Below are 23,769 nucleotides of genomic sequence, written 5' to 3'. Positions count from 1 at the left end.
TTGGCCTGTCCTAGTCTTGATGGGACAGGCCAATTCACGAAGCCCGGGGGCAGCCCGGGCAGCAGAGGTAAGAGATGGCGAACTCGAACGGCTCCGACAGCAAGAACACGCTCTACTGCTCGTTCTGCGGCAAAAGCCAGCATGAGGTCCGCAAGCTGATCGCGGGCCCGACCGTGTTCATTTGTGACGAATGCGTCGAGCTGTGCATGGACATCATCCGCGAGGAGACGAAATCGGCTGGGCTGAAATCCACCGATGGCGTGCCGACCCCGCGCGATATCTGCCAGGTGCTCGACGATTACGTGATCGGTCAGGAACATGCCAAGCGCGTGCTCTCGGTCGCGGTGCACAACCACTACAAGCGCCTCAATCACGGCACGAAGACCGACATCGAACTGGCGAAGTCGAACATCCTGCTGATCGGTCCGACGGGCTGCGGCAAGACGCTTCTCGCCCAGACGCTGGCGCGCATCCTCGATGTGCCCTTCACGATGGCGGATGCGACCACGCTGACCGAAGCCGGTTACGTGGGCGAGGATGTCGAGAATATCATCCTCAAGCTGCTTCAGGCCTCGGAATACAACGTCGAGCGGGCGCAGCGCGGCATCGTCTATATCGACGAGGTCGACAAGATCACCCGTAAGTCGGACAACCCGTCTATCACGCGCGACGTGTCGGGCGAGGGTGTGCAGCAGGCGCTTCTGAAGATCATGGAGGGCACCGTGGCCTCCGTGCCACCGCAGGGCGGGCGCAAGCATCCGCAGCAGGAATTCCTGCAGGTCGACACGACGAACATCCTGTTCATCTGTGGTGGCGCCTTTGCGGGCCTCGACCGGATCATCGCGCAGCGCGGCAAGGGCTCGGCGATGGGCTTCGGGGCGGATGTTAAGGATAGCGAAGAGCGTAATATCGGCGAGCTGTTCAAGGAGCTCGAGCCCGAAGATCTTCTGAAATTCGGCCTGATCCCCGAGTTCGTGGGGCGTCTGCCGGTCATCGCGACGCTCACCGATCTCGATGCCGAGGCGCTGGTGACCATCCTGACCGAGCCGAAGAACGCGCTGGTGAAACAGTATCAGCGTCTCTTCGAGATCGAAGGCGTGTCGCTGACCTTCACCGACGATGCACTGACCGCCATCGCGAAGAAGGCGATCGAGCGGAAGACCGGTGCACGTGGCCTGCGTTCGATCATGGAAGACATCCTGCTCGACACGATGTTCGAACTGCCGGGCATGGAAGAGGTCGAAGAGGTCGTGGTCAACGAAGAGGCCGTGACCCAGAGCGACGCCAAGCCGCTGCTGATCTATGCTGAAGCCAAGAAAGAAGGCAAATCGGCGAGCTGATCGCGGTGCTGCCAAGGATTAGACGAGGGGCGAGCTTCGGCTCGCCCTTTTGTTTTTGCCATGTGTTTCACGTAGGCCATGATGCTTCGGAGAGGCTTCGCTACACCTCCCATAGACAGGCGTGCGGGAGCGAATGGCTCATTGCGGCGGACCGCCCGGCGAACCGATTTCTTAACCGTCTGGTGCTTGAGGTACCAAATTCCGCCTCGTAGGCGCCCTGATCCCCGCACGGGCACTGGACCTCGACGCCCCAACGGATATAACAGGCGAGACGCATTGCGGAGGTTGCCCCATGAAGTTTCTGCTTCGAATTCTCACCTGGTGGAACGGCTCGACCGTCGGCACGCAGCTTTTCACCGCGCGCAAGGGCGTGAAAGTTGGCGAGGACGAGCAAGGCAATATCTATTACCGCACCAAGGACGCCAAGCGCCGCTGGGTGATCTATAACGGTGAAAGCGAAGCGAGCCGTATCCCGCCGGATTGGCATGGCTGGATGCACTTCACCTATGACGAGCCGCCGACCGACAAGCCGCTGGCCCACAAGCCTTGGGAAAAGCCGCATGAGGCAAACCACACCGGCACCGAAGCGGCCTATGTGCCGCCGGGGTCGATTCGCCTCGCGCATCCGGTCGAGCGTCGCGATTACGAGGCTTGGCAGCCCGAGTAAGGCCAACCCGCTATGAGCGAAAACCGCACCGAGATCATCACCGGCGCGATCGTGCTGGTCGTGGCCCTGGGCTTTCTGGTCTGGGCAGGGCGCGGCATGGGCATTGGCGCCGATGGCGGCTCCTATCCGCTGCATGCCTCCTTCCGGTCGATCGGGGGCGTCGTGCCAGGCACGGACGTGCGGCTTGCGGGCGTGAAGGTCGGGACGGTGACGAACGTCGCGCTCAACCCGAAGACCTTCTTCGCCGATACCACGATTTCGGTGAAAAACGGCGTCGCGCTGCCCGAGGATACGGTTATCGCGGTTACGCAAGACGGGCTGCTGGGCTCGAATTATATCGACTTGATCCCGGGCGGGGCGATCGACGATCTCAAGCCCGGCGATGAAATTCTCGACACGCAAAGCGCGGTCTCGATGCTGAACCTGATGCTGAAATTCGCAGGTGGCGGCAGTGGCGACGGCGCAGGGGAGGGGGCGCAATGATCCGCGCTTTGGTTTTGATCGCGGCGCTCGTTCCCGGGCTCGCTGCGGCGCAGGACTTCACGCAAACGACGCCGGACGACCAGATCCCGCAGGACGAGCCCGCGAAAGGGCTGGCCGACGGTACGGGCGCGATGCTGCGCGGGCTCGACAAGGTCTCGGGCATCGCCTCAGACATCAATCTGAATGTCGGGCAGAGCGTGAAATACGGGTTCATCAAGGTGACGCTGCGCGAATGCCGTTACCCGGCCGACGATCCGTCCTCGGATGCCTATGCCTATGTGACGGTGACCGAAGAGGACAAGCCGCAGCCTGATTTCTCCGGCTGGATGATCGCTTCCAGCCCCGCGCTCTCGGCGCTCGATCACCCGCGTTACGACGTCTGGGTCATCCGCTGTAAAAGCGACTGAGGCGCAGGGGTCACGCCTGAGGTGAAATCGCATTCCCGCGTCAGAGCCTGAGCCAGACGCGCGCGATATTCGATCCGGGTCACTTCGACCGCGCCCATCGAGGCCAGATGCGGCGTGATGTATTGCGTGTCGAGCAAGCTGAACTCGGTCTGGCGCAGCCGGTCCACCAGATAGGTCAGCGCCACTTTCGAGGCATTGGGCCGCCGCGAGAACATGCTCTCGCCGAAGAACGCGCCGCCCAATGTGATCCCGAAAATGCCACCCGCGAGTGTGCCGTCCTGCCAGACCTCCAGACTATGCGCGAAGCCCGCGGCGTGGAGTTGGTCGTAGAGCGTGAAGAGCGGGCCGTTTATCCACGTCTCATCTCGATCCGCGCAACCTTCGACCACGCCCCGAAATGCCGCGTTTGTTGTAATACTGTAATCGCCACGCCGGATAACCTTCGCCAGAGAGCGCGAAATGTGGAATTTGTCCAAGGGGACGATCCCGCGCAGAGCCGGGTCGAACCAATGCAATTGCGGATTGTCGCGGCTTTCGGCCATCGGAAAGATGCCCTGCGCATAGCCCGCCAAAAGTAGTTCCGCGCTCAACCTGTCCGTCATTATCTTGCCCGGTTTTCCCGTTACGCCTAGGCTCGCCAACAAGATGAACCAGAGCGGGGCCGAGCGCAAATATGGGTTTCTACGATTTCCTCCCCGAGATCGACCGATACGCCGAAGATCCCGGCACGGTGGAGCGGATGAACCTGCGCCACAAGATGATCATCAAGCCGCTGGAACAGGAGATCGCGGGCAAGCGCGTGCTCGATCTGGCGGCGCATGATGGCCGCTGGGCCTATGCCTTCGCGGCGGCAGGCGCCTCGGAAGTGGTGGGAATCGAAGGGCGGCAGGAGCTGATCGACCGCTTCGACCAATTTCCCCGCGCGCATCTGCGCGAGAAGGTGAAGCTGATCTGCGACGACATCTTCGACGGGATGCAGAAACTGATCGACGCGGGCGAGCGTTTCGACGTCGTGGGCGTCCTCGGTATTCTCTACCACGTCATGGACCATTTCCGGCTGTTCCAGCTGGTGCGCCAGCTCGGGCCGGAACTGGTGATCGTGGACAGCGAATTCGCGCAGCGCCCCGGCCCGGTGATCCTGTTGATGCGCGAGCGCACCGACAACGAACTGAACTCGATTCCGCAGATCGAGGGCCAGGAAAAGGCGTTGATCGGAATCCCGTCTTTCCCGGCGATGAGTGCGATGGCCGACGTGCTCGATTACGACTGCCACTGGCTGGACTGGGACCAGATCGGGCAGGGGCAACGCAGCCATATTGGCGACTACTATCGCCCTAAAGACAAAGAGAAAAAGCGCGGCACCTGCCTGCTGACCCCGAAATGAAAAACGCCCCCGAAACCGGGGGCGTTTTCGTAGATCTCGAACCGATCAGAGGTTCTTTTCGAGCCATTTCTCGAGCCAGTGGATCGAGTAGTTGCCGCTCTGGATATCGGGCTCCTGCAGGAGCGCGTTGAACAGCGGCACGGTGGTGTCCACCCCGTCCACGATCAGCTCGCCAAGCGCGCGATGCAGACGCTGCAGGGCCTCGTGGCGGTCGCGACCATGCACGATCAGCTTGCCGATGAGGCTGTCGTAATAGGGCGGGATCGAATAGCCGTCATAGAGCGCGCTATCCATCCGCACGCCAAGGCCGCCCGGCGCGTGGTAATGGGTGATCTTGCCGGGGCAGGGCGCGAAATTGGGCAGCTTCTCGGCATTGATCCGCACTTCGATCGCGTGGCCGCGGATCGAGAGCGTGTCCTGATCGAATTCCATCGGCTCGCCGGCGGCGACCTTGATCTGCTGGCGCACGAGATCGACGCCGAAGATCGCCTCGGTCACCGGGTGTTCCACCTGAAGACGGGTGTTCATCTCGATGAAATAGAACTCGCCATCCTCGTAGAGGAACTCGATCGTGCCCGCGCCGGAATAGCCCATCTCACCGATCGCGTTGGCGCAGATGCTGCCGATACGGGCGCGCTCTTCGGGCGTGATCGAGGGGCCGGGGGCCTCTTCGAGCACCTTCTGGTGGCGCCGCTGGAGCGAGCAGTCGCGCTCGCCCAGATGGACGCCGCGGCCCTTGCCGTCGCCGAAGACCTGCACCTCGATATGGCGCGGCTTCTGCAGGTATTTCTCGATATAGACTTCGTCATTGCCGAAGGCGGCTTTCGCCTCGGAGCGCGCGGTGCGGAACGCGACCTCGAGCTCTTCTTCGGATTTCGCGACCTTCATCCCGCGGCCGCCGCCGCCGGCGGTGGCCTTGATGATGACGGGGTAGCCCATATCACCGGCGATCTGCTTTGCGGCCTCGGTATCGGGCACGCCACCCGCAGAGCCCGGAACGACCGGAATGCCGAGGTTCTTCGCGGTTTCCTTCGCGGTGATCTTGTCGCCCATGATGCGGATATGGGCGGCCGACGGGCCGATGAAGGTGATGCCGTGATCCTCGAGCACCTGCACGAAGGCGGCATTCTCGGACAGGAACCCGTAGCCCGGGTGAATCGCCTGCGCGCCCGTGATCTCGCAGGCCGCGACGATGGCGGGCACCGAGAGATAGGATTGCGTCGAGGAATTCGGGCCGATGCAGACCGATTCATCAGCCATGCGCACATGCATCGCGTCCGAATCCGCCGTCGAATGGACCGCGACCGAGGCGATCCCCATCTCGCGGCAGGCACGGATCACGCGCAGCGCGATCTCGCCCCGGTTGGCGATCAGGATCTTGTCGAACATACCGGCCCCCTTATTCGACGATCATCAGGGTCGAACCGTATTCGACCGGCTGACCGTCATCGACGAGGATGCGCTTCACGGTGCCCGATTTCGGGGCGGGGATGTGGTTCATGGTTTTCATCGCTTCGACGATCATCAGCGTCTGGCCTTCCTTGACCTGATCGCCGACCTTCACGAAGGCCGATGCGCCCGGCTCGGGCGAGAGATAGGCGGTGCCCACCATGGGCGAGGCCACGGCGCCGGGATGATCGGCGGGGTCTTCGACGGGCGCGGCTTGCTCGGAGGCTGCGGATTGCGCGGCCGGGGCCGCTGCGGGCGCCGGAGCGGGGGCAGCTGCGGGCGCAGGCGCTGCAGCCTGCACGATGTTGGTCTGTTTCGACACCCGCACTTTCAGGCTGTCATCTTGCGCGTAATCGCGCGTCACGGCGATTTCCGTCAGCTCGTTCGAATTGAGCAGTTCGGCAAGGGCCTGAATGAAGGCCACGTCGTTGTCACGGGTATTTTTGGTCATGCGGTCCTCGAAGGGTGCTTTGAAATGGAGCCCATTCTGCGGGGCTCTTTGGTGCTGGAGGCGGTTATACGCGAGGTAACGCGCGGTGAAAAGCCGCATCGGCCGTCCTCGTGTCAGGGTTTCGCGATCTCGTGATTGCCCGATAATTGAGCACGGGTGGGGTAGAGGGCGCTGAACTACCGGGCAATCGGGCGGGAATTGGCGACCCGCCGCGCTGCGGCATATTTTACCACTTGATAAAATTCAATCCTGTGCGAGCGTAGGGAACAAGAAAAACTGACAGGGAGCCCGCAAGTGTCCAATAGCCAGCTCACCGAAGGGATCGCGCCAGCACGGCTCGACCCGGAAAGCTACTGCACCAATTTCGCCGATCACGCGCCGCCGCTGGGGACGCAAGAAGCCCGCATCGCGGCCGATCGCTGCTATTTCTGCTATGATGCGCCATGCATGGAGGCATGTCCGACCGCGATCGACATTCCGCTTTTCATCCGGCAAATCTCGACCGGAACGCCGGAAGCCGCGGCGAAGACGATCTTCGATCAGAACATCATGGGCGGCATGTGCGCCCGCGTCTGTCCGACCGAGAACCTCTGTGAAGGCTCCTGTGTCCGCATGGATTCGGAAGGCGAGCCGGTCGAGATTGGCGCGCTGCAGCGTTTCGCGACCGATACGTTGATGGCCAAGCAAAGCCACCCCTACACCCGCGCCGAGCGCACCGGAAAATCGGTGGCGGTCGTGGGCGCCGGGCCTGCGGGTCTCGCCTGTGCGCACCGTCTCGCGATGAAGGGCCACGAGGTCACCGTTTACGATGCGCGCTCGAAGCCGGGCGGGCTCAACGAATACGGCATCGCCAGCTACAAAACGCCGGGCGGATTCGCGCAGGCGGAAGTCGACTGGCTGATGCAGATCGGCGGCATCACCATCGTCGAGAACTGGCAGCTGGGCCGCGTCGGGGATGGCGATCTGGCCGAGCTGCTGGGCGATTACGATGCGGTCTTCCTCGGGATGGGGCTGTCGGGCGTGAACGCACTGCGCCTCGAGGGTGAGGACAAGGACGGCATCCGCCCCGCGACCGAGTTCATCGCGGAGCTGCGTCAGGCCTCCGATCTGGCCGAGCTGCCGATCGGGCGCGACGTGGTCGTGATCGGCGGCGGTATGACGGCGGTCGACGCGGCCGTGCAGTCGAAGCTGCTGGGCGCGCTCAACGTGACCCTCGTCTACCGTCGTTCGCGCGCCGAGATGCCCGCCAGCACGGTCGAGCAGGAACACGCGCTGACCCATGGCGTGAACATCATCGAGAACGCCGCCCCCATCGCCATCCATGGCAACGGCGCGGTGCGTCAGGTCGAATTCGCCTACACGAAGAAGGGCGAGGGCGGTCTGGAGATGACCGACGCCACCTTCAAGCTGTCCGCCGATCAGGTCTTCAAGGCCATCGGTCAGACGCTGGGCGACATGCCTCCGAAGGTCGAAGTCGCGGGCGGCAAGATCAAGGTGGACGGCGCAGGCCGCACCTCGGTCGAACGGGTCTGGGCGGGGGGCGATTGCACCCATGCCGGCGAAGACCTGACCGTGACGGCGGTCGCGCAGGGGCGCGATGCGGCTGAAGAAATCCACCAATTCCTGATGGAGGGCTAAGAGATGGCCGATCTGACTTCTGAATTCATCGGTATCAAATCCCCCAACCCGTTCTGGCTCGCCTCCGCGCCGCCGACGGACAAGGAATACAATGTCCGCCGCGCTTTTGAAGCCGGTTGGGGTGGGGTCGTGTGGAAGACGCTGGGCTCGGAAGGCCCGCCCGTCGTCAACGTCAACGGCCCGCGTTATGGGGCGATCTATGGCGCGGATCGCCGTCTGCTCGGTCTCAACAATATCGAGCTGATCACCGACCGTCCGCTGCAGACCAACCTGCGCGAGATCAAGGCGGTCAAGCAGGACTACCCGGACCGCGCGATCATCGTCTCGCTGATGGTGCCCTGTGACGAGGAGAGCTGGAAAGCGATCCTGCCGCTGGTCGAGGAAACCGGCGCCGACGGGATCGAGCTGAACTTCGGCTGCCCGCATGGTATGGCCGAGCGCGGCATGGGCTCTGCGGTGGGGCAGGTGCCAGAATATATCGAGATGGTCACCCGCTGGTGTAAGCAATATTGCAGCCTGCCGGTGATCGTGAAGCTCACGCCTAACATCACTGATATCCGCCGCCCGGCGGAGGCCGCCAAGCGCGGCGGGGCGGATGCCGTTTCGCTGATCAACACGATCAACTCGATCACCTCGGTCGATCTGGACGATTTCGCGCCGGAGCCGACGATCGACGGCAAGGGCACCCATGGCGGCTATTGCGGTCCGGCGGTGAAGCCGATCGCGCTGAACATGGTGGCCGAGATCGCGCGCGATCCCGAAACGGCGGGTCTGCCGATCTCGGGTATCGGTGGCGTGACCACCTGGCGCGATGCGGCAGAGTTCATGGCGCTCGGGGCTGGCAATGTGCAGGTCTGCACGGCGGCGATGACCTATGGCTTCAAGGTCGTGCAGGAAATGATCTCGGGCCTCAGCGATTACATGGATCGCAAGGGCTTCACCTCGACCTCCGAACTGGTGGGGCGCGCGGTGCCGAACGTGACCGATTGGCAGTATCTGAACCTCAACTACGTCACCAAGGCCGAGATCAATCAGGACGATTGCATCAAATGCGGTCGCTGCTACGCCGCCTGCGAGGACACCTCGCACCAGGCGATCGCCGTGACCGAAGATCGCGTCTACTCGGTCAAGGACGAGGAATGCGTGGCCTGTAACCTCTGCGTCGAAGTCTGCCCGGTCGAGTGCATCACGATGCGCAAGATGGACAAGGGCGAGGTGGATCCGCGCACCGGCGAGACGGTCGGCGACTACGCCAACTGGACGAGCCATCCCAACAACCCCTCGGCTGCGACGGCAGCCGAGTAAGGGCAGGGGCCTAGCGGGTCACGTCGAGGTTCGGCGCGACCTGCGGGGCAACCTGAGACCATCCCTCCTGCGACGCGCCGCTCCGATGATCGGAGGGCGCGTCGTTTTTATCTTCCGCCTGCGGTGCAGGCTCGGCACGCGCCTCCCTGGCGGTGTCGGGCGCTTTGACCTCCGCACGCTCTTCCATCGATGTATCGGTGGTCTGGATCGTGTCGGTGGGCTGCACGGGCTCCGGGGCGGGGGCGTCCGAGGTGTCCACAAGGTCCGGCGCAGCCCAGAGCGCAGCGGCCTGGGCCTCGAGCGGTGTGACCTCGAATGTCGGGATCGGGCCGGTCAAGGCATCGGGATCGGGGCGTGCACCCCCATCGCGTCTGCCAAGTGAACGGTACGGTTGGCTTGCATCCTCCGTGCCCCGATCCTGCCCTTCCTCCTTCAACGCGCTGGCGCCGCGTGCCGCGCGCGCTTCCAAGGCGCGCACTTGCTGCGCGCGATCCTGCGACGTTTGGGTGTCTACATTTGCGCCGAGGCCGCCGTTGGCATTGGCCGCATTGGCCGCCGCCTCCACCGTGCTGGCAGGCGCTGTCTTCGGGGCCGCCACCGTCAACAGAGGCGACCACCCGACCTGAGGCATCAACCCCGAAATCCGGTCCATCCCGAGCTCCATATTCCTGCGCCCCCACGCATCCTCAGACTGCGCCGGGGGCGTTACCGGACCGTTAAGATCAGGCAGAAACTCCGGGGATAGTTACGGAAGGCTTAACCGCTTATGGCTTGAGCAGCCGCGCGAATAGCATATCGAGGAACGGCGCCGCCCCTTCGATCGGGTCCTTGCCCGGGCCGAGCACCGCACGCACCTGCGTGTCGAAATCGGCGTAATGCTGGGTGAGCGCCCAGATCGAGAAGATCAGGTGATGCGGATCGACCGGGGCAAGACGTCCCTCGGCGATCCAGCCCTCGATCACCTTGGCCTTCTCGTCCACCAAGGTCTTGAGATCGGTGGACAATCCCGCGCCCATCCGGGGCGCGCCCTGCAAGACTTCGTTGGCAAACAGGCGGCTTTCACGCGGCATCTCTCGGCTCATCTCGAGCTTGCGGCGCATGTAGCGCATGATTTCCTCGCGCGGCTCGCCCGCAGGATCAATCGCGCGCAGCGGCGCGAGCCAAATATCGAGAAGCCCAGCAAGAAGCGCTTCGTGGATCGCCTCTTTCGAGGGGAAGTAATAGAGCACGTTCGGCTTGCTCAGCCCGGCTTCCGCCGCGATCTGGTCGAGCGTCGCGCCGCGGAACCCATGCGCGGAGAATACGTCCAGCGCCGCCTCGAGAATCTTGCCGCGATTGACCTTTTGTATCCGGGTCAGCGGGCGTTTGCCGTCATCGTCGCTGGTGAAGTCGCGCGGGTCGAGGTCGTCTGCCAAATATTCGTCTCCCAGTTCGTGTTTTATGTTAACCGAAGCGTTACTGCGGGATCAATCGCTACGGGGCGGCAGAGTGCGCTTTTAACGCGCATTGAAGGCCGCTTGACTGGTTCCTAAGCTGTGCTAGCGTGAGTCTGACCGTTCGGTCAAACTAGACAATCCGGCCGTGTCTCGACCCGGCCGCCCGACCGGAGTTTTTCCATGGCGCTCGACCGCAAGTCCCCCAACGATCTCAACGCTTTCTGGATGCCCTTCACGGCGAACCGCCAGTTCAAGAAGAACCCGCGCATGTTCGTGGGCGCGAAGGATATGCATTACACCACCTCGGACGGGCGTCAGGTGCTCGACGGCACGGCTGGTCTTTGGTGCTGCAACGCGGGCCATTGCCGTCCGAAGATCACCGAGGCGATCCAGAAACAGGCCGCCGAGCTCGATTACGCGCCCGCCTTCCAGATGGGCCATCCGATCGCGTTCGAGCTGGCTAACCGCATCCTCGACATCGCGCCCGACGAGATGGCGCATGTCTTCTACACCAATTCCGGCTCAGAATCGGTCGAGACCGCGCTGAAACTCGCCATCGCCTATCACCGTGCGCGCGGCGACGGCGCCCGCACCCGTCTGATCGGACGCGAGCGCGGCTATCACGGCGTGAACTTTGGCGGCATCTCGGTCGGTGGTATCGTCACCAACCGCAAGGTCTTCGGCCCGCTCGTGCCGGGCGTCGATCACCTGCCGCACACCCATCTGCCCGAGGAGAACCGTTGGTCGAAGGGCTGCCCCGAGCATGGAGCGCATTTGGCCGACGACCTCGAGCGTATTATCGCGCTGCATGGCGCCGAGACCATCGCCGCCGTCATCGTGGAGCCGGTTGCGGGCTCGACCGGCGTGCTGCTGCCGCCGAAAGGCTACCTGCAGAAGCTGCGCGACATCACGAAGAAGCACGGCATCCTGCTGATCTTCGACGAGGTGATCACCGGTTTCGGGCGCACGGGCGCGGCCTTCGCCGCCGAGAAATACGGTGTCGTGCCAGATATGATGACGACCGCGAAGGGCCTCACCAACGGCGTGATCCCGATGGGCGCGGTTCTGGCAACGGCCGAGGTTCACGATGCCTTCATGAACGGCCCCGAGCACATGATCGAGCTGTTCCATGGCTACACCTATTCCGGCAACCCGATCGCCGCCGCCGCCGGGATCGCGACGATCGAGACCTATCGCGAAGAGGGCCTGTTCGAGCGCGCCGCCGAGCTTGCCCCCTATTGGGAAGAGGCGCTGCATTCGCTCAAGGGCGTGCGCAACGTGATCGACATCCGCAACGAGGGTCTGATCGGCGCGGTCGAGCTGGAGCCGATCGCGGGCGAACCCACGAAGCGCGCCTTCTCGGCCTTCCTGAAGGCCTATGAGAAAGGCATCCTGATCCGCACCACCGGCGACATTATCGCGATGAGCCCGCCGCTGATCATCTCGAAAGAGCAGATCGACGAGCTGGTCGGCACGCTCAAAGAGGTGCTCGAAGAGGTCGAGTAATCGGGCCCAAGCCGAGATGACAAGACGGCCGCGCAGGATTTGCGCGGCCGTTTTTTGCTGAGTGGTGCTTGAGGGCGCGGGGCGACCAGCCCCGGGCCGCGCCCGACCTCCCCCCGGCAGGGCGCATTGGCGATGTCGTCGCGGGCATATCTGTCTTGCGGGCTTGCGAGATTAAGTGCCTGACCACAGGTGACGCGACGCGCCCACCCGAGGTCGGGCGCGGCCCTCACTGCGCCTCCCCAATATGGGGGGCCTCAATACGGGTTCTTCGCCCCGCGATCCTCGCTCAGCGATTGCTGCGAGCGCTCCACGATCATCTCGATCGCATCGGCCAGATGTTCCTCGCCTATCGCTTTGTCGCCGCACGCGACCCGGATGCGATGGGCTTCGATCATCACCTCGGCATGGGACGATCCGCGCGGCGGCTCGAACTTGTAGGTCGCCAGTTCGATCAGCAGCCCCAGCGGATCCTTGAAATAGATCGAATCCATGAAACCGCGATCCTTCACGCCGGAATGCGCGATCCCGCGCGCATCGAGCCGCGCCACGACCTGCCGATGCGTCGCCATCGAGACATTGAAGGCGAGGTGATGCACGCAGCCCGGATCGGTGGGGGTGCGGTCATGGACAGGCTTGCGGCTCTCATTGGTGAAAACGGTGATCAGCCGCCCGTCGCCCGGGTCGAAATAGAGATGCCCCTCATCGGCATTGTCCAGATTGGGTTGGTCGAAGATGAACGGCATCCCGAGCAGCCCTTCCCAGAAATCGATCGAGCTCTGCCGGTCCGCCCCGGTCAGAGTGATGTGATGGACGCCCTGCACCTGCATCTTGCGCATGTCTTTCTCCCTATCTCTCTTGCGACCAAGTTAACCCATGCTGCGCGCAGGTCTAGAAACAGGATCTGTGCGGTGCCGCGCGAAACCCCGCCGAGCACCGTTTCGCCAGATTGCGCGACCTTGTGGCGGCGGGGGCGGGGACTATGTTGCGCAGGGATGCCCGGAGACTCGCGATGCTGCGCCTGACCTTTGTCCTTGCCCTGATCTGCCCGCTGCCCGCCATGGCAGAACTGGTGCCGTGCGAAACCTCCATTCGCGGCAAGACCTATTCCTACGTCTATGACGCGGAGAACGCAGCACTGAAGGAAAGCCGCTCGCTGCGCGAGAAGCTGTTTGGCGAGAAAGGGGAGGTGACCTGCCCGGCGCTGGTCACCCTGCGCGCCCTGACGCCCGAGATGGACGACGAAAGCCGCGCCCCGTTCTGTTTGCAATGGGACAAGGAGGCCGAGACCTATCTGGGCTACGACCGGGGCGAGCGCGACGCCTACGGGCTCTGCCGAAAGCCGTCGAAAAGTATCTGCGAACGTATCAAGGGCACCGCGAAGGCCGCAGGCGATCTGCGCGATGAGGCCGAAAGCGCCGTGGGCGATGCGGCGAGCAAGGTTCTGGGCAAGAAAATCGGCGGCATGATCGTCTCGGATCAGGCCGGAAACCTGCAAAAGAAGCTGCGCGATGCGGGGCTTGGCGTGCTGGCGGGGGCCTCGACCCCTGCGCTCGCGGCCACGGCGGTGGTCGTGGGCGGCGCGATTTACGTCTGTTCGGATACCGGCGCAGAGGCGGTGGGGCTGGAGGCCGATCCGGTCGAGCCGACCTCGGACGGGAAGGAGCTTCTGGGCGCGAAACTGCCCGAGACGCATCTGCCTGCGGGCGTGGCCGGTGCGCCGATGCGCCCGGTCGAGACCGAGACGCTGCCGGAAGAGCCGGAGGCATCGGAGGAGGCTTCGCAAGCCCCGGCGGCGGATGCAAAATCGGATGTCGCCCCCGTCGGCGCGCCGAATATCTCCGCCGACCCGGCGGCGAATTGAGCAATCAGGTTACGCCGATCCCGCGCAGCACGATGCTTTTCACGCAGGTCTTCGCCTCTTCCCACTGAGCGTCGCTCAGCGGCGCGCCGCCGTTCAGTGTCTCGATCTGATGCGAAAAATCGGCGTAGTGCTGGGTGGTCGCCCAGAGCATGTAGAGCAGGTGATGCGGGTCGACCTCGGCCATTTTGCCTTCCGCGATCCAGCGTCGGATGATCACCGCGCGGCCCTCGGTCCAGTCGCGCAGCGTCGTCTCCAGGTAATCCTGAATCACCGGTGCGCCGTGCATCACCTCTGACGCCCAGACCTTCGAGCCGTTCGGGTGATTGCGCGAAATCTCCATTTTGGCGTCGATATAGGCACCGATCCCCTCGGACGGCCCGCTTGCCTCGTCGAACACATCGGCCGCTTCCAACCAGATGTTGAAAATGCGCTCCACGACCCGCCGATAGAGCGACTCTTTCGTCTCGAAATAGTAATGGAGATTGGCTTTCGGGAGCCCCGCAACATCCGCGATCAGCTGCATCGTGGCCCCGCCGAATCCGGCCTCGGCGAAGACTCTCTCGGCGGCTTTCAGGATCGATTCCTCGGTGGCGCGCCGCGCCTCGGCACGGCTTCCCCGGCTGGCTTGCCCATTTTTTGTGCGCTTGCCGCTCTCATTATCTTTCATTCAAAATACGTCCTGATTTTTGTTGACCGAATGGTCAGACCGTGGCCCACTCAACCTGACCATACGGTCAGAAAAAGATTCGTCGCAAGAGGGGATAACCCCCACGCAGCCGACAGGGAGTTATGAAATGTCAGCACCCGGAGAAAACCTCCGCATCAATCCCGATCGCCTTTGGGACAGTCTCATGGAGATGGCCAAGATCGGTCCCGGCGTCGCCGGGGGCAATAATCGCCAGACCCTCACCGATGCGGATGCCGAAGGCCGCGCGCTGTTCCAGAAATGGTGCGAAGAGGCCGGCATGACGATGGGCGTCGACACGATGGGCAACATGTTCGCGACCCGCGCGGGCGAAGACCCCGATGCGCTGCCGGTCTATATGGGCAGCCACCTCGACACGCAGCCCACGGGCGGCAAATACGACGGTGTCCTCGGTGTGCTCGGCGCGCTGGAGGCGGTGCGCTCGATGAACGATCTCGGGATCAAGACCAAGCACCCGATCGTCGTGACCAACTGGACCAACGAAGAGGGCACGCGCTTCGCTCCGGCGATGCTGGCCTCGGGCGTGTTCGCGGGCATTCACACGCAGGACTGGGCCTACGATCGCGAAGATGCGGAAGGCAAGAAATTCGGCGACGAGCTGAAGCGTGTCGGCTGGGTCGGCGACGAAGAGGTCGGTGCGCGCAAGATGCACGCGATGTTCGAACTGCATATCGAGCAGGGCCCGATCCTCGAGGCCGAAGGCAAGGATATCGGTGTCGTCACACACGGGCAGGGCCTCAGCTGGACCCAAGTGACGATCACCGGCAAGGATGCGCATACCGGCTCCACCCCGATGCCGATGCGCAAGAATGCGGGCCTCGGCATGGCGCGCGTGCTGGAACTGGTCGACGAGATCGCGTGGTCGCACAAGCCCCATGCGGTGGGCGCGGCTGGCCATATCGACATCTACCCGAATTCGCGTAACGTGATCCCCGGCAAAGCCGTGTTCACCGTCGATTTCCGCTCGCCCGATCTGAGCGTGATCGAGGATATGGAAAAGCGACTGCGCGAGGGAGCGAAAAAGATCTGCGACGAGATGGGCCTTGAGGTGGAGTTCGAGAAGACCGGCGGCTTCGACCCGGTCACCTTCGATCCGACCTGCGTGAGCGCCGTGCGCAGCGCCGCCGAGCGTCTGGGCTATTCGCATCGCGACATCATCTCGGGCGCGGGCCACGATGCCTGCTGGATCAACGCGGTCGCGCCGACGGCGATGGTGATGTGCCCCTGCGTCGACGGGCTGAGCCATAATGAGGCCGAGGATATTTCCAAGGACTGGGCAGGCGCGGGCGCCGATGTGCTGTTCCACGCCGTGCTGGAATCCGCGGAAATCGTAAGCTGAGACGGGCGGAAGAGGGGGCGCTGCCCCCTCGGCGCTAAGCGCCTCACCCCCGGGATATTTGAACCAAATCGAAGGCGGAAGACCTTCGTGGGAGGTAAACAATGACCAAAGTCATCAAGAACGGAACCATCGTCACCGCCGATCTGACCTACAAGGCGGATGTGCTGATCGATAGCGGCAAGATCATCGAGATCGGCCCGAACCTGAAAGGCGACGAAGAGATCGACGCGACCGGTTGCTATGTGATGCCGGGCGGGATCGATCCGCACACCCATCTCGAGATGCCCTTCATGGGCACCTATTCGAGCGACGATTTCGAATCCGGCACCCGCGCGGCGCTGGCCGGCGGCACCACGATGGTCGTCGATTTCGCGCTGCCCGCGCCGGGCGAGGGCCTGCTGGAAGCGCTCAAGCGCTGGGACAACAAATCGACCCGCGCGCATTGCGACTACTCCTTCCACATGGCGATCACCTGGTGGAGCGAGCAGGTCTTCAACGAGATGAAGCAGGTCACTGAGCGCGGCATCAACACCTTCAAGCATTTCATGGCCTATAAGGGCGCGCTGATGGTGAACGATGACGAGCTCTATTCGAGCTTCAAGCGTTGCGCCGAGCTGGGCGCAATCCCGCTGGTTCATGCCGAGAACGGCGACGTCGTGGCGGAGCTGTCCGCGAAGCTGCTGGCAGATGGCAATAACGGGCCCGAAGGTCACGCCTATTCGCGCCCGCCGCAGGTCGAAGGCGAGGCCACCAACCGCGCGATCATGATCGCCGATATGGCGGGCGTGCCGCTTTATGTCGTGCACACCTCCTGCGAGGAGAGCCACGAAGCGATCCGCCGCGCCAAGATGCAGGGCAAGCGCGTCTGGGGCGAGCCGCTGATCCAGCACCTCACGCTCGATGAGTCCGAGTATTTCGACAAGGATTGGGACCACGCCGCACGTCGCGTGATGTCGCCGCCCTTCCGCAACAAGCAGCATCAGGACAGCCTCTGGGCCGGTCTGGCTTCGGGCTCGCTTTCGGTGGTCGCGACCGATCACTGCGCCTTCTCGACCGAGCAGAAGCGCTATGGCGTGGGCGATTTCACCAAAATCCCGAACGGCACCGGCGGCTTGGAAGACCGGATGCCGATGCTCTGGACCTATGGGGTCGAGACGGGTCGGATCACGATGAACGAGTTCGTGGCCGTCACCTCGACCAACATCGCGAAGATCCTCAACGTCTATCCGAAGAAGGGCGCGGTTCTAGTCGGTGCGGATGCCGATCTCGTGGTCTGGGATCCGGAAGCGACCAAGACGATCTCGGCCGAGACCCAGCAATCTGCCATCGACTACAACGTGTTCGAGGGCAAAGAGGTCAAGGGCCTGCCGCGCTACACGCTCAGCCGCGGTGTCGTCGCCTGGGCCGATGGCAAGATCCAGACGCCCGAGGGCCACGGAGAATTCGTTGCCCGCGATCCGGGCATGCCGGTGACCAAGGCACTGTCCACCTGGAAAGAGCTCACCGCGCCGCGTCCGGTCGAACGCAGCGGTATCCCGGCGACCGGGGTATAAGGCGCAATGGCGGCCCCGGTCAGTTCCGGCGTTTTGGAGGCTGCGGTCTATGTCGAGGATCTCGACGCGACCGAAGCCTTCTACGGCGGGCTGCTGGGGCTCGAGCGGCTCACCCGTCGCGACGGGCGGCATGTCTTTTTCCGCTGTGGCGACAGCGTGATCCTGACCTTCATCGCTCAGGCCACGCGGGAGCCACCCGACCCGGAGGCGGCGCTGCCCGTTCCACCGCATGGCGCGGTCGGACCGGGGCATGTATGCCTCGCGGCGGACGCGGATCAACTGAACGAATGGGAACGACATTTGAGGGACAATAACGTGGAGATTGAGGCCGACTTCTATTGGCCGAACGGGGCGCGGTCGATCTACCTGCGCGACCCGGCGGGCAACAGCGTCGAGATTGCGGATAAAACCCTGTGGAGGCGCGGATGACGGCAGCACCGGTAATTCAGGCCCGCGGGCTCAATCTGACTTTCCAGACGGGGGACGGTTCGGTTCACGCGCTGAAAGATATCGATCTCGATATCGAGAAGGGCGAATTCGTGAGCTTCATCGGCCCGTCGGGCTGCGGCAAGACGACCTTCCTGCGCTGCATCGCGGCTCTGGAGACGCCCACGGGCGGCTCGCTGACCGTGAACGGCATCTCGCCGGAGGAAGCCCGCAAGGCGCGCAGCTACGGCTACGTGTTTCAGGCGGCTGGTCTTTACCCTTGGCGCACGATTGCGGGAAATGTGAAACTTCCGCTGGAAATCATGGGTTATTCCAAGGCGCAGCAGGAAGAGCGTGTTGAGAAAGTGCTCTCGCTGGTCGACCTCGAAGGCTTCGGCAAGAAGTTCCCCTGGCAGCTTTCGGGCGGCATGCAGCAGCGTGCTTCGATCGCGCGGGCGCTGGCCTTCGACGCCGAGATCCTGCTGATGGACGAACCTTTCGGCGCGCTCGACGAGATCGTGCGCGACAAGCTCAACGAGGAGCTTCTCAAGCTCTGGTCGGCCACCAACAAGACGATCGGTTTTGTGACCCACTCGATCCCGGAAGCGGTCTATCTGTCGACCAAGATCGTGGTGATGTCGCCCCGTCCGGGCCGCATCCACGAGGTGATCGAGAGCACGTTGCCGAATGGGCCGCGCCCGCTCGACATCCGCGACAGCGAGGAATTCCTGCAGATCGCGCACCGGGTGCGCGAGGGGCTGCGGGCGGGGCATGCCTATGATGAATGACCGCATGACCGAAACCCGGACCGGGCGGGACTGCGCGCAGCTCTCGGCCTCGTCAAAGGCGCGTTCGGCCAAACCGAAGGGGAGGGCGATCTGATGAAGATGATCGCACCCGTTCTGACAGTTTTGGCCGCGATCCTGCTGCTTTGGTACGCAGCGACCGTCTGGATGAACTCGCAATGGACCTACGATCAGGCCGCACGCGCCGGTGAAGAGGTCACGTTCTCCGAGCTTGTCACCGACACGCTGACCCAGAAACGCCCCGTTCTGCCCGCCCCGCATCAGGTGGCTGTCGGGCTTTGGGAAGGTGTGGCCGGGCAGAAGATCACCTCCAAGCGCAGCCTTGTCTTCCACGGCTGGATCACGCTGTCTGCGACGCTTGCGGGCTTCGCGCTGGGCACCGGTCTGGGCATTCTGCTGGCGGTGGGCATCACCCATAGCCGAGCGATGGACCTGAGCGTGATGCCCTGGGCGATCGCGAGCCAGACGATCCCGATCCTCGCCATCGCGCCGATGGTGATCGTGGTTCTCGCGAGCCTCGGGATCACCGGGCTGTTGCCCAAGGCGATCATCGCGGCTTACTTGAGCTTCTTCCCCGTGCTCGTCGGCATGGTGAAGGGGCTGCGCGCGCCCGATCACATGCAGCTCGATCTGCTGAAGACCTATAATGCGAGCCAGGGCGCGACCTTCTGGAAGCTGCGGCTGCCGTCGTCGATGCCGTATCTCTTCGCCTCGCTGAAAGTGGGCGTGGCGGCTAGCCTCGTCGGTACCATTGTGGCCGAACTGCCGGCGGGCGCGACCCGCGGGCTTGGCGCGCGGCTTCTTTCGGGCAGCTATTACGGGCAGACGGTGCAGATCTGGTCCGCTCTGTTCGCAGCGGCGGCGCTCGCGGCGATCCTCGTGGTGGTGGTCGGTATCATCGAACAAATCACGCTCAAGCGGATGGGGATGGTGCAATGAGCTGGCTTATTTTCGCAATCGTCTTCTGGCTGGCGGCCTGGGCCCTCAATTCCTGGCTTGCGCGCCATCATGGCTCGGAGCGTTGGGCGCGTTTCGTGATCCCGGCTTTGTTCGGCATCACCCTTCTGCTTCTGTGGGAAGGTCTGGTGCGCGGGCTGAATATCAGCCCGGTGATCCTGCCCGCCCCGAGCCAGATCGCGGCGAGCCTGATGGCCTCGACCGATGTGCTGCGCGAGGATTTCGTGCAGACGATCCTGAAAGGCGCGCTGTCGGGCTACATCATCGGCTGTGGTGCTGCAGTGGTGGTGGCGATCCTGATCGACCGCTCGCCCTTCCTGCAACGCGGGCTGCTGCCGATCGGGAATTTCGTCGCGGCCCTGCCGATCGTCGGGATCGCGCCGATCCTCGTGATGTGGTTCGGCTTCGACTGGCAGTCGAAAGCGGCGGTCGTCGTGGTCATGGTCTTCTTCCCCGTCCTGGTGAACATGGTGGCGGGGCTGGCGGCCACGAATGCGCTGCAGCGCGACCTGATGGCGACCTATTCCGCAAGCTATTGGCAGGGGCTTTTCAAGATGCGCCTGCCAGCGGCGATGCCGTTTCTCTTCAATGGGTTGAAGATCGCGACGACACTGGCTTTGATCGGTGCGATCGTTGCCGAATTTTTCGGCAGCCCGACGAAAGGAATGGGCTTTCGCATCTCGACCGCGGTGGGGCAGCTTGATCTGCCGCTCGTGTGGTCGGAAATTACCGTTGCGGCCCTCGCGGGCTCGGGCTTCTATGGGCTTGTCGCCCTGATCGAGAAGCTGGTGACTTTCTGGCACCCGTCGCAACGGGCCCGGACGTAAGGGCAAGGAAGAGCCTGAGAACAACTCAAAATCCCGGGCGTAAAGATCCGGGGCCAACAGTGGAGTGAAAGATGAAGAAACTGATCGCAGGGGTGGCCGCAAGCCTCACCATGGCGGGGGCCGCTTGGGCCAACGAGGACGTGACGCTGCAGCTGAAATGGGTCACGCAGGCCCAGTTCGCGGGCTACTATGTCGCGCTCGACAAGGGCTTCTACGAGGATGCGGGCCTCGACGTGACCATCAAGCCGGGCGGCCCCGATATCGGGCCCGAACAGGTGATCGCAGGCGGTGGCGCCGATGTCATCGTCGACTGGATGCCGGCGGCGCTGGCGGCCCGCGAGAAAGGGCTGCCGCTCGTGAACATCGCCCAGCCCTTCAAGAAGTCGGGCATGATGCTGACCTGCCTCAAGGAAAGCGGCATCAAGACCCCCGAGGACTTCCCTGGCCATACGCTGGGCGTGTGGTTCTTCGGCAATGAATACCCGTTCCTGAGCTGGATGAACCATCTCGGCATCTCGACCGAAGGCGGCGACGATGGCGTGACCGTGCTCAAGCAGGGCTTCAACGTCGATCCGCTGCTGCAAAAGCAGGCGGCCTGTATCTCGACCATGACCTATAACGAGTATCTGCAGGTGCTCGAAGCGGGCATTCAGCCCGACCAGCTGGTGACCTTCAAGTATGAAGACGAAGGCGTCGCGACGCTCGAAGACGGTCTTTACGTGCTCGAAGAGAACCTCAAGGACCCGGCCTTCGTCGACAAGATGGCGAAGTTCGTGAAAGCCTCGATGGAAGGCTGGAAATACGCCGAGGAGCATCCCGACGAGGCCGCACAGATCATTCTCGACAATGACGAGACCGGTGCGCAGACGATGGAGCACCAAGTCGGCATGATGAAAGAAGTCTCCAAGCTGACCGCTGGCTCGAACGGCACGCTCGACCCCGCCGATTACGAGCGCACGGTCGACGTTCTGATGTCGGGCGGTTCGGACCCGGTCATCACCAAGAAGCCGGAAGGCGCTTGGACCCATGATGTGACCGACAAGGCTGGCCTCGAATAAGAGAGACACTCTCGCGAAACACGAAGCCCTCCGGTGCGCCGGGGGGCTTTTTCATATTCGGGGTTTCTTAAGGGGAATCGGCTTTGCTGAGCGGCAGGAGGCACTCGCATGGCCGATCGATCAATGACCGCGCAGCGTGCGCGCGCCCGCGCACGGGCTCGCAGGCGTCAGCAGCGCACGCACCCGGCCCTGACCGCGTTCTACGCAGTCGTCGTGATCAGCGTCGCGGGCGGGCTGTTCTACCTCGCATGGAAAAGCCAGTTCGCGGCTCCGCCGAGCTACCTTTTCGACACGCCCACCCAGCCGATCGAGGCCGCCTATTGCCTCGCCGTGGTCCGTGCGCTCTCGGGCGGCGGAAGCGGGGGATATATCGGGCAGGCGCAGGATTTCTGGCTGAAGCGCCTGCTGACATTCAGCGGCGATGTCGCGGGCAATATCGCGAAGGGCGAAGATGCGCTCGGGCACCATCTGATCGGCAGACCTGTGCCCGATCGCCAATGGCTCGTGGATGCGATGGATAGGTGCTCCAACCGGGCCGTGAATTACGGGGCGCATTTCGGGGCCTTCGATTAGCGCCGGGATGCCGAGACTTCGTGGGAGACAGATGGGGCAAGCTCTTATGCGGAAGGCATCTCGTCGGGTGGTGCCTCCGTTGTTGCGGCTTCGCCGGAGGACGCGCCGAGGAATGCCGCCTCCGCCGGCGACAGATCGGCCCGCGTGCGGGGCAATGCGTGGGGCATTTCGGCCTGAATCCACGCCACCAGCTCCTCGCGAATATGGCAGCGCAGATCGTAGGTGCGCGGACCGTTGCGCGCGGAGGCGAGGATGCGTACCTCCATCACCCGCTCGCGGAAATCGGTCACCTGCAGGGCAAAGACCTTACCGTCCCAGAGCGGATCGGCACGGGTGATCTCTTCGGCCTTCGCGCGGATCGCGGCGACGTCGGCCGTGTGGTCGAGGTAGATCATGACGGTGCCGATCAGATCGGCGCTTTCGCGGGTCCAGTTCTGGAAAGGCTGCTCGATGAAATAGCTCAAGGGTACCACGAGCCGCCGCCAATCCCAGATGCGGATGACGACATAAGTCGATGTAATTTCTTCGACATTGCCCCATTCGCCCTCGACGATCAGCGCGTCGTCGATGCGGATCGGCTGGGTCAGGGCAAGCTGAATGCCCGCAAAGAGGTTCTTGAGCACCGGCTGCAGTGCAAGACCAACCACGATACCCGCCGCGCCACCCGCCGCCAGAAGCGACACGCCATATTGGCGCACGGCGGGAAAGGTCATCAGGGCGGCTGCGACCGCGATGATCACGATCATCACTTTCGCCACACGCATCAGGATGCGGGTCTGGGTGACGTGCTTGCGCGCCAGCAGGTTGTCTTCCGCGTCGAGCTTGAAGCGCCGCAGATGGATCGTCGTCCAGATGTAAAGCGCGGTATAGGCGATCCAGGCGAGGCAGAGGATCAGCGCGACGAGCAGAATGTGGGTGATCGCTGTGGTCGCGGCCGGGCTTGTCGGGGCGAGCCCGTTCGCAAAGCCAAGTGCGGCGATCAGCAGGATCAACCGCATCGGTTGCGCCCCCCGCGCGACCAGCGAGCGCCAGAACAGATCGCGATCGGCCACGGCGCGGTTGAGCGCCGTGAACAACACCCTAAACAGCAGCAGCGCGATCAACGCCGCGATCACATAGGCGATCAGCGCCACCGCCCAGTCCGGCAGGAATTTCTGCGCCGTATCGATGGCGCTCGCCAGTTCGGTCTCGATCGTCTCGGGCTCCATCCGGGTCTCCGCGAATTGCCGCGCTGTTATGCTGCGCTGCCGCATTGATGATGGCGCATCGGGCGGAGCTGTCAAATCGGGCCGGGAATTGACGTCGATCATAGAGCGAACAGGCCGGCAATGTAGAATGACATATGGGGAAATCGTCCCATGCCGAGAATTTGAGAGAGCCATGAAAAACCGCTTTTTCGCAACCGCCGCACAGCTTGCCGCGCTCGTCGCGCTGGTCGCGTTTGCAGGCTGTACGCAGCTTGAACGCGATATCGGGGAATGCGAGCCGGGTGTCGGGGGTATATCGGGCATGGCCACGGTCGCGCCCTCTGGAACGGGATCCTGCTGAGGTCCTGTAAACCGCTGTAAAACTATTTTCTTCTTCTGCACTTGTTTGT

At 63.3% G+C, this 23,769-nt stretch carries 26 protein-coding genes; 18 read left to right on the top strand and 8 right to left on the bottom strand.

Going from position 1 to position 23,769, the window contains the following annotated elements; translation table 11 throughout:
- The first annotated feature begins 74 nt into the window (after positions 1–74).
- From clpX to BMI89_RS00180, 4 genes are all read left to right on the top strand, one after another.
- On the top strand, positions 75–1,340 hold the full coding sequence (gene clpX, locus BMI89_RS00195) for an ATP-dependent Clp protease ATP-binding subunit ClpX (RefSeq protein ID WP_078519544.1): 1,266 nt from the start codon (positions 75–77) through the stop codon (positions 1,338–1,340).
- Positions 1,341–1,632: 292 nt separating this feature from the next.
- The gene (locus tag BMI89_RS00190) at positions 1,633–2,007 is read left to right on the top strand and encodes an NADH:ubiquinone oxidoreductase subunit NDUFA12 (RefSeq protein ID WP_078519542.1); all 375 of its coding nucleotides are present in this window, start codon (positions 1,633–1,635) and stop codon (positions 2,005–2,007) included.
- Positions 2,008–2,019: 12 nt separating this feature from the next.
- The gene (gene mlaD / locus BMI89_RS00185; protein WP_078519541.1) at positions 2,020–2,490 is read left to right on the top strand and encodes an outer membrane lipid asymmetry maintenance protein MlaD; all 471 of its coding nucleotides are present in this window, start codon (positions 2,020–2,022) and stop codon (positions 2,488–2,490) included.
- A complete protein-coding gene (locus tag BMI89_RS00180) occupies positions 2,487–2,897 on the top strand; it encodes a DUF2155 domain-containing protein (RefSeq protein WP_078519540.1) in 411 nt (136 codons plus the stop codon). The genes mlaD and BMI89_RS00180 overlap by 4 nt, the downstream gene beginning before the upstream one ends.
- Here the strand turns inward: BMI89_RS00180 and aat are convergent.
- Positions 2,861–3,499: a leucyl/phenylalanyl-tRNA--protein transferase gene (gene aat, locus BMI89_RS00175; RefSeq protein WP_078569371.1), complete on the bottom strand. Its 639-nt coding sequence runs from the start codon at positions 3,497–3,499 to the stop codon at positions 2,861–2,863. The two genes, BMI89_RS00180 and aat, sit on opposite strands and share 37 nt — an antisense overlap.
- 71 nt (positions 3,500–3,570) lie before the next feature.
- Here aat and BMI89_RS00170 point away from each other — a divergent pair, with 71 nt between their 5' ends.
- Positions 3,571–4,281: a class I SAM-dependent methyltransferase gene (locus BMI89_RS00170; protein ID WP_078569370.1), complete on the top strand. Its 711-nt coding sequence runs from the start codon at positions 3,571–3,573 to the stop codon at positions 4,279–4,281.
- 45 nt (positions 4,282–4,326) lie between these two features.
- On the opposite strand, the gene accC is transcribed toward BMI89_RS00170, so the two are convergent.
- Positions 4,327–5,670, bottom strand: coding sequence for an acetyl-CoA carboxylase biotin carboxylase subunit (accC, locus tag BMI89_RS00165; RefSeq protein WP_078569369.1), 1,344 nt, complete (start codon positions 5,668–5,670; stop codon positions 4,327–4,329).
- 10 nt (positions 5,671–5,680) lie between these two features.
- The gene (gene accB, locus BMI89_RS00160; protein ID WP_078540411.1) at positions 5,681–6,181 is read right to left on the bottom strand and encodes an acetyl-CoA carboxylase biotin carboxyl carrier protein; all 501 of its coding nucleotides are present in this window, start codon (positions 6,179–6,181) and stop codon (positions 5,681–5,683) included.
- Between the two features lie 294 nt (positions 6,182–6,475).
- Between accB and BMI89_RS00155 the strand changes: the two genes are divergently transcribed.
- Both BMI89_RS00155 and preA read left to right on the top strand, forming a co-directional pair.
- Positions 6,476–7,819, top strand: a complete 1,344-nt coding sequence (locus tag BMI89_RS00155; protein ID WP_078569368.1) for an NAD(P)-dependent oxidoreductase — start codon at positions 6,476–6,478, stop codon at positions 7,817–7,819.
- A gap of 3 nt (positions 7,820–7,822) precedes the next feature.
- On the top strand, positions 7,823–9,124 hold the full coding sequence (preA, locus tag BMI89_RS00150; RefSeq protein WP_078519535.1) for an NAD-dependent dihydropyrimidine dehydrogenase subunit PreA: 1,302 nt from the start codon (positions 7,823–7,825) through the stop codon (positions 9,122–9,124).
- A 10-nt stretch (positions 9,125–9,134) separates the two neighbouring features.
- Here preA and BMI89_RS00145 read toward each other — a convergent pair whose 3' ends face one another.
- Complete coding sequence (locus BMI89_RS00145) at positions 9,135–9,776, bottom strand: hypothetical protein (RefSeq protein WP_143593775.1); 642 nt, start codon at positions 9,774–9,776, stop codon at positions 9,135–9,137.
- 112 nt (positions 9,777–9,888) lie between these two features.
- Positions 9,889–10,539: a TetR family transcriptional regulator C-terminal domain-containing protein gene (locus tag BMI89_RS00140; RefSeq protein ID WP_210402125.1), complete on the bottom strand. Its 651-nt coding sequence runs from the start codon at positions 10,537–10,539 to the stop codon at positions 9,889–9,891.
- A gap of 201 nt (positions 10,540–10,740) precedes the next feature.
- Between BMI89_RS00140 and BMI89_RS00135 the strand changes: the two genes are divergently transcribed.
- Entirely contained in the window at positions 10,741–12,066 is a 1,326-nt protein-coding gene (locus BMI89_RS00135; protein WP_078569366.1) for an aspartate aminotransferase family protein, read from the top strand.
- A 254-nt stretch (positions 12,067–12,320) separates the two neighbouring features.
- On the opposite strand, the gene BMI89_RS00130 is transcribed toward BMI89_RS00135, so the two are convergent.
- Positions 12,321–12,902 carry a VOC family protein gene (locus BMI89_RS00130; RefSeq protein WP_078569365.1) on the bottom strand — a complete coding sequence of 194 codons (582 nt, stop codon included), beginning with the start codon at positions 12,900–12,902 and terminating at the stop codon, positions 12,321–12,323.
- 173 nt (positions 12,903–13,075) lie between these two features.
- On the opposite strand from BMI89_RS00130, the gene BMI89_RS00125 reads away from it, so the two are divergent.
- Entirely contained in the window at positions 13,076–13,927 is an 852-nt protein-coding gene (locus tag BMI89_RS00125) for a hypothetical protein (RefSeq protein WP_078569364.1), read from the top strand.
- Between the two features lie 4 nt (positions 13,928–13,931).
- Here BMI89_RS00125 and BMI89_RS00120 read toward each other — a convergent pair whose 3' ends face one another.
- Complete coding sequence (locus BMI89_RS00120) at positions 13,932–14,594, bottom strand: TetR family transcriptional regulator C-terminal domain-containing protein (protein WP_078569363.1); 663 nt, start codon at positions 14,592–14,594, stop codon at positions 13,932–13,934.
- A 127-nt stretch (positions 14,595–14,721) separates the two neighbouring features.
- On the opposite strand from BMI89_RS00120, the gene BMI89_RS00115 reads away from it, so the two are divergent.
- From BMI89_RS00115 to BMI89_RS00080, 8 genes are all read left to right on the top strand, one after another.
- A complete protein-coding gene (locus BMI89_RS00115) occupies positions 14,722–15,972 on the top strand; it encodes a Zn-dependent hydrolase (protein ID WP_078569362.1) in 1,251 nt (416 codons plus the stop codon).
- A gap of 101 nt (positions 15,973–16,073) precedes the next feature.
- Complete coding sequence (gene hydA, locus BMI89_RS00110; protein ID WP_078569361.1) at positions 16,074–17,525, top strand: dihydropyrimidinase; 1,452 nt, start codon at positions 16,074–16,076, stop codon at positions 17,523–17,525.
- A gap of 6 nt (positions 17,526–17,531) precedes the next feature.
- Complete coding sequence (locus BMI89_RS00105; RefSeq protein ID WP_078569360.1) at positions 17,532–17,954, top strand: VOC family protein; 423 nt, start codon at positions 17,532–17,534, stop codon at positions 17,952–17,954.
- A complete protein-coding gene (locus tag BMI89_RS00100; RefSeq protein WP_078569359.1) occupies positions 17,951–18,739 on the top strand; it encodes an ABC transporter ATP-binding protein in 789 nt (262 codons plus the stop codon). Before BMI89_RS00105 ends, BMI89_RS00100 begins: the two co-directional genes overlap by 4 nt.
- 93 nt (positions 18,740–18,832) lie before the next feature.
- On the top strand, positions 18,833–19,696 hold the full coding sequence (locus BMI89_RS00095) for an ABC transporter permease (protein ID WP_078519525.1): 864 nt from the start codon (positions 18,833–18,835) through the stop codon (positions 19,694–19,696).
- Positions 19,693–20,541: an ABC transporter permease gene (locus BMI89_RS00090; RefSeq protein ID WP_078569358.1), complete on the top strand. Its 849-nt coding sequence runs from the start codon at positions 19,693–19,695 to the stop codon at positions 20,539–20,541. Before BMI89_RS00095 ends, BMI89_RS00090 begins: the two co-directional genes overlap by 4 nt.
- A gap of 71 nt (positions 20,542–20,612) precedes the next feature.
- Positions 20,613–21,599, top strand: a complete 987-nt coding sequence (locus tag BMI89_RS00085; RefSeq protein WP_078519523.1) for an ABC transporter substrate-binding protein — start codon at positions 20,613–20,615, stop codon at positions 21,597–21,599.
- Positions 21,600–21,707: 108 nt separating this feature from the next.
- The gene (locus BMI89_RS00080) at positions 21,708–22,172 is read left to right on the top strand and encodes a hypothetical protein (protein ID WP_143593774.1); all 465 of its coding nucleotides are present in this window, start codon (positions 21,708–21,710) and stop codon (positions 22,170–22,172) included.
- A 44-nt stretch (positions 22,173–22,216) separates the two neighbouring features.
- On the opposite strand, the gene BMI89_RS00075 is transcribed toward BMI89_RS00080, so the two are convergent.
- The gene (locus BMI89_RS00075; RefSeq protein WP_078569356.1) at positions 22,217–23,380 is read right to left on the bottom strand and encodes a mechanosensitive ion channel family protein; all 1,164 of its coding nucleotides are present in this window, start codon (positions 23,378–23,380) and stop codon (positions 22,217–22,219) included.
- 172 nt (positions 23,381–23,552) lie between these two features.
- On the opposite strand from BMI89_RS00075, the gene BMI89_RS20765 reads away from it, so the two are divergent.
- Positions 23,553–23,720 carry a hypothetical protein gene (locus BMI89_RS20765; RefSeq protein WP_165756911.1) on the top strand — a complete coding sequence of 56 codons (168 nt, stop codon included), beginning with the start codon at positions 23,553–23,555 and terminating at the stop codon, positions 23,718–23,720.
- Positions 23,721–23,769 lie beyond the last annotated feature (49 nt).

The sequence above is a fragment of the Thioclava sp. F36-7 genome (genome assembly GCF_002020075.1).
Taxonomy (GTDB): Bacteria; Pseudomonadota; Alphaproteobacteria; order Rhodobacterales; family Rhodobacteraceae; genus Thioclava; species Thioclava sediminum.
This window is presented reverse-complemented; position numbering and strand designations above follow the sequence as displayed.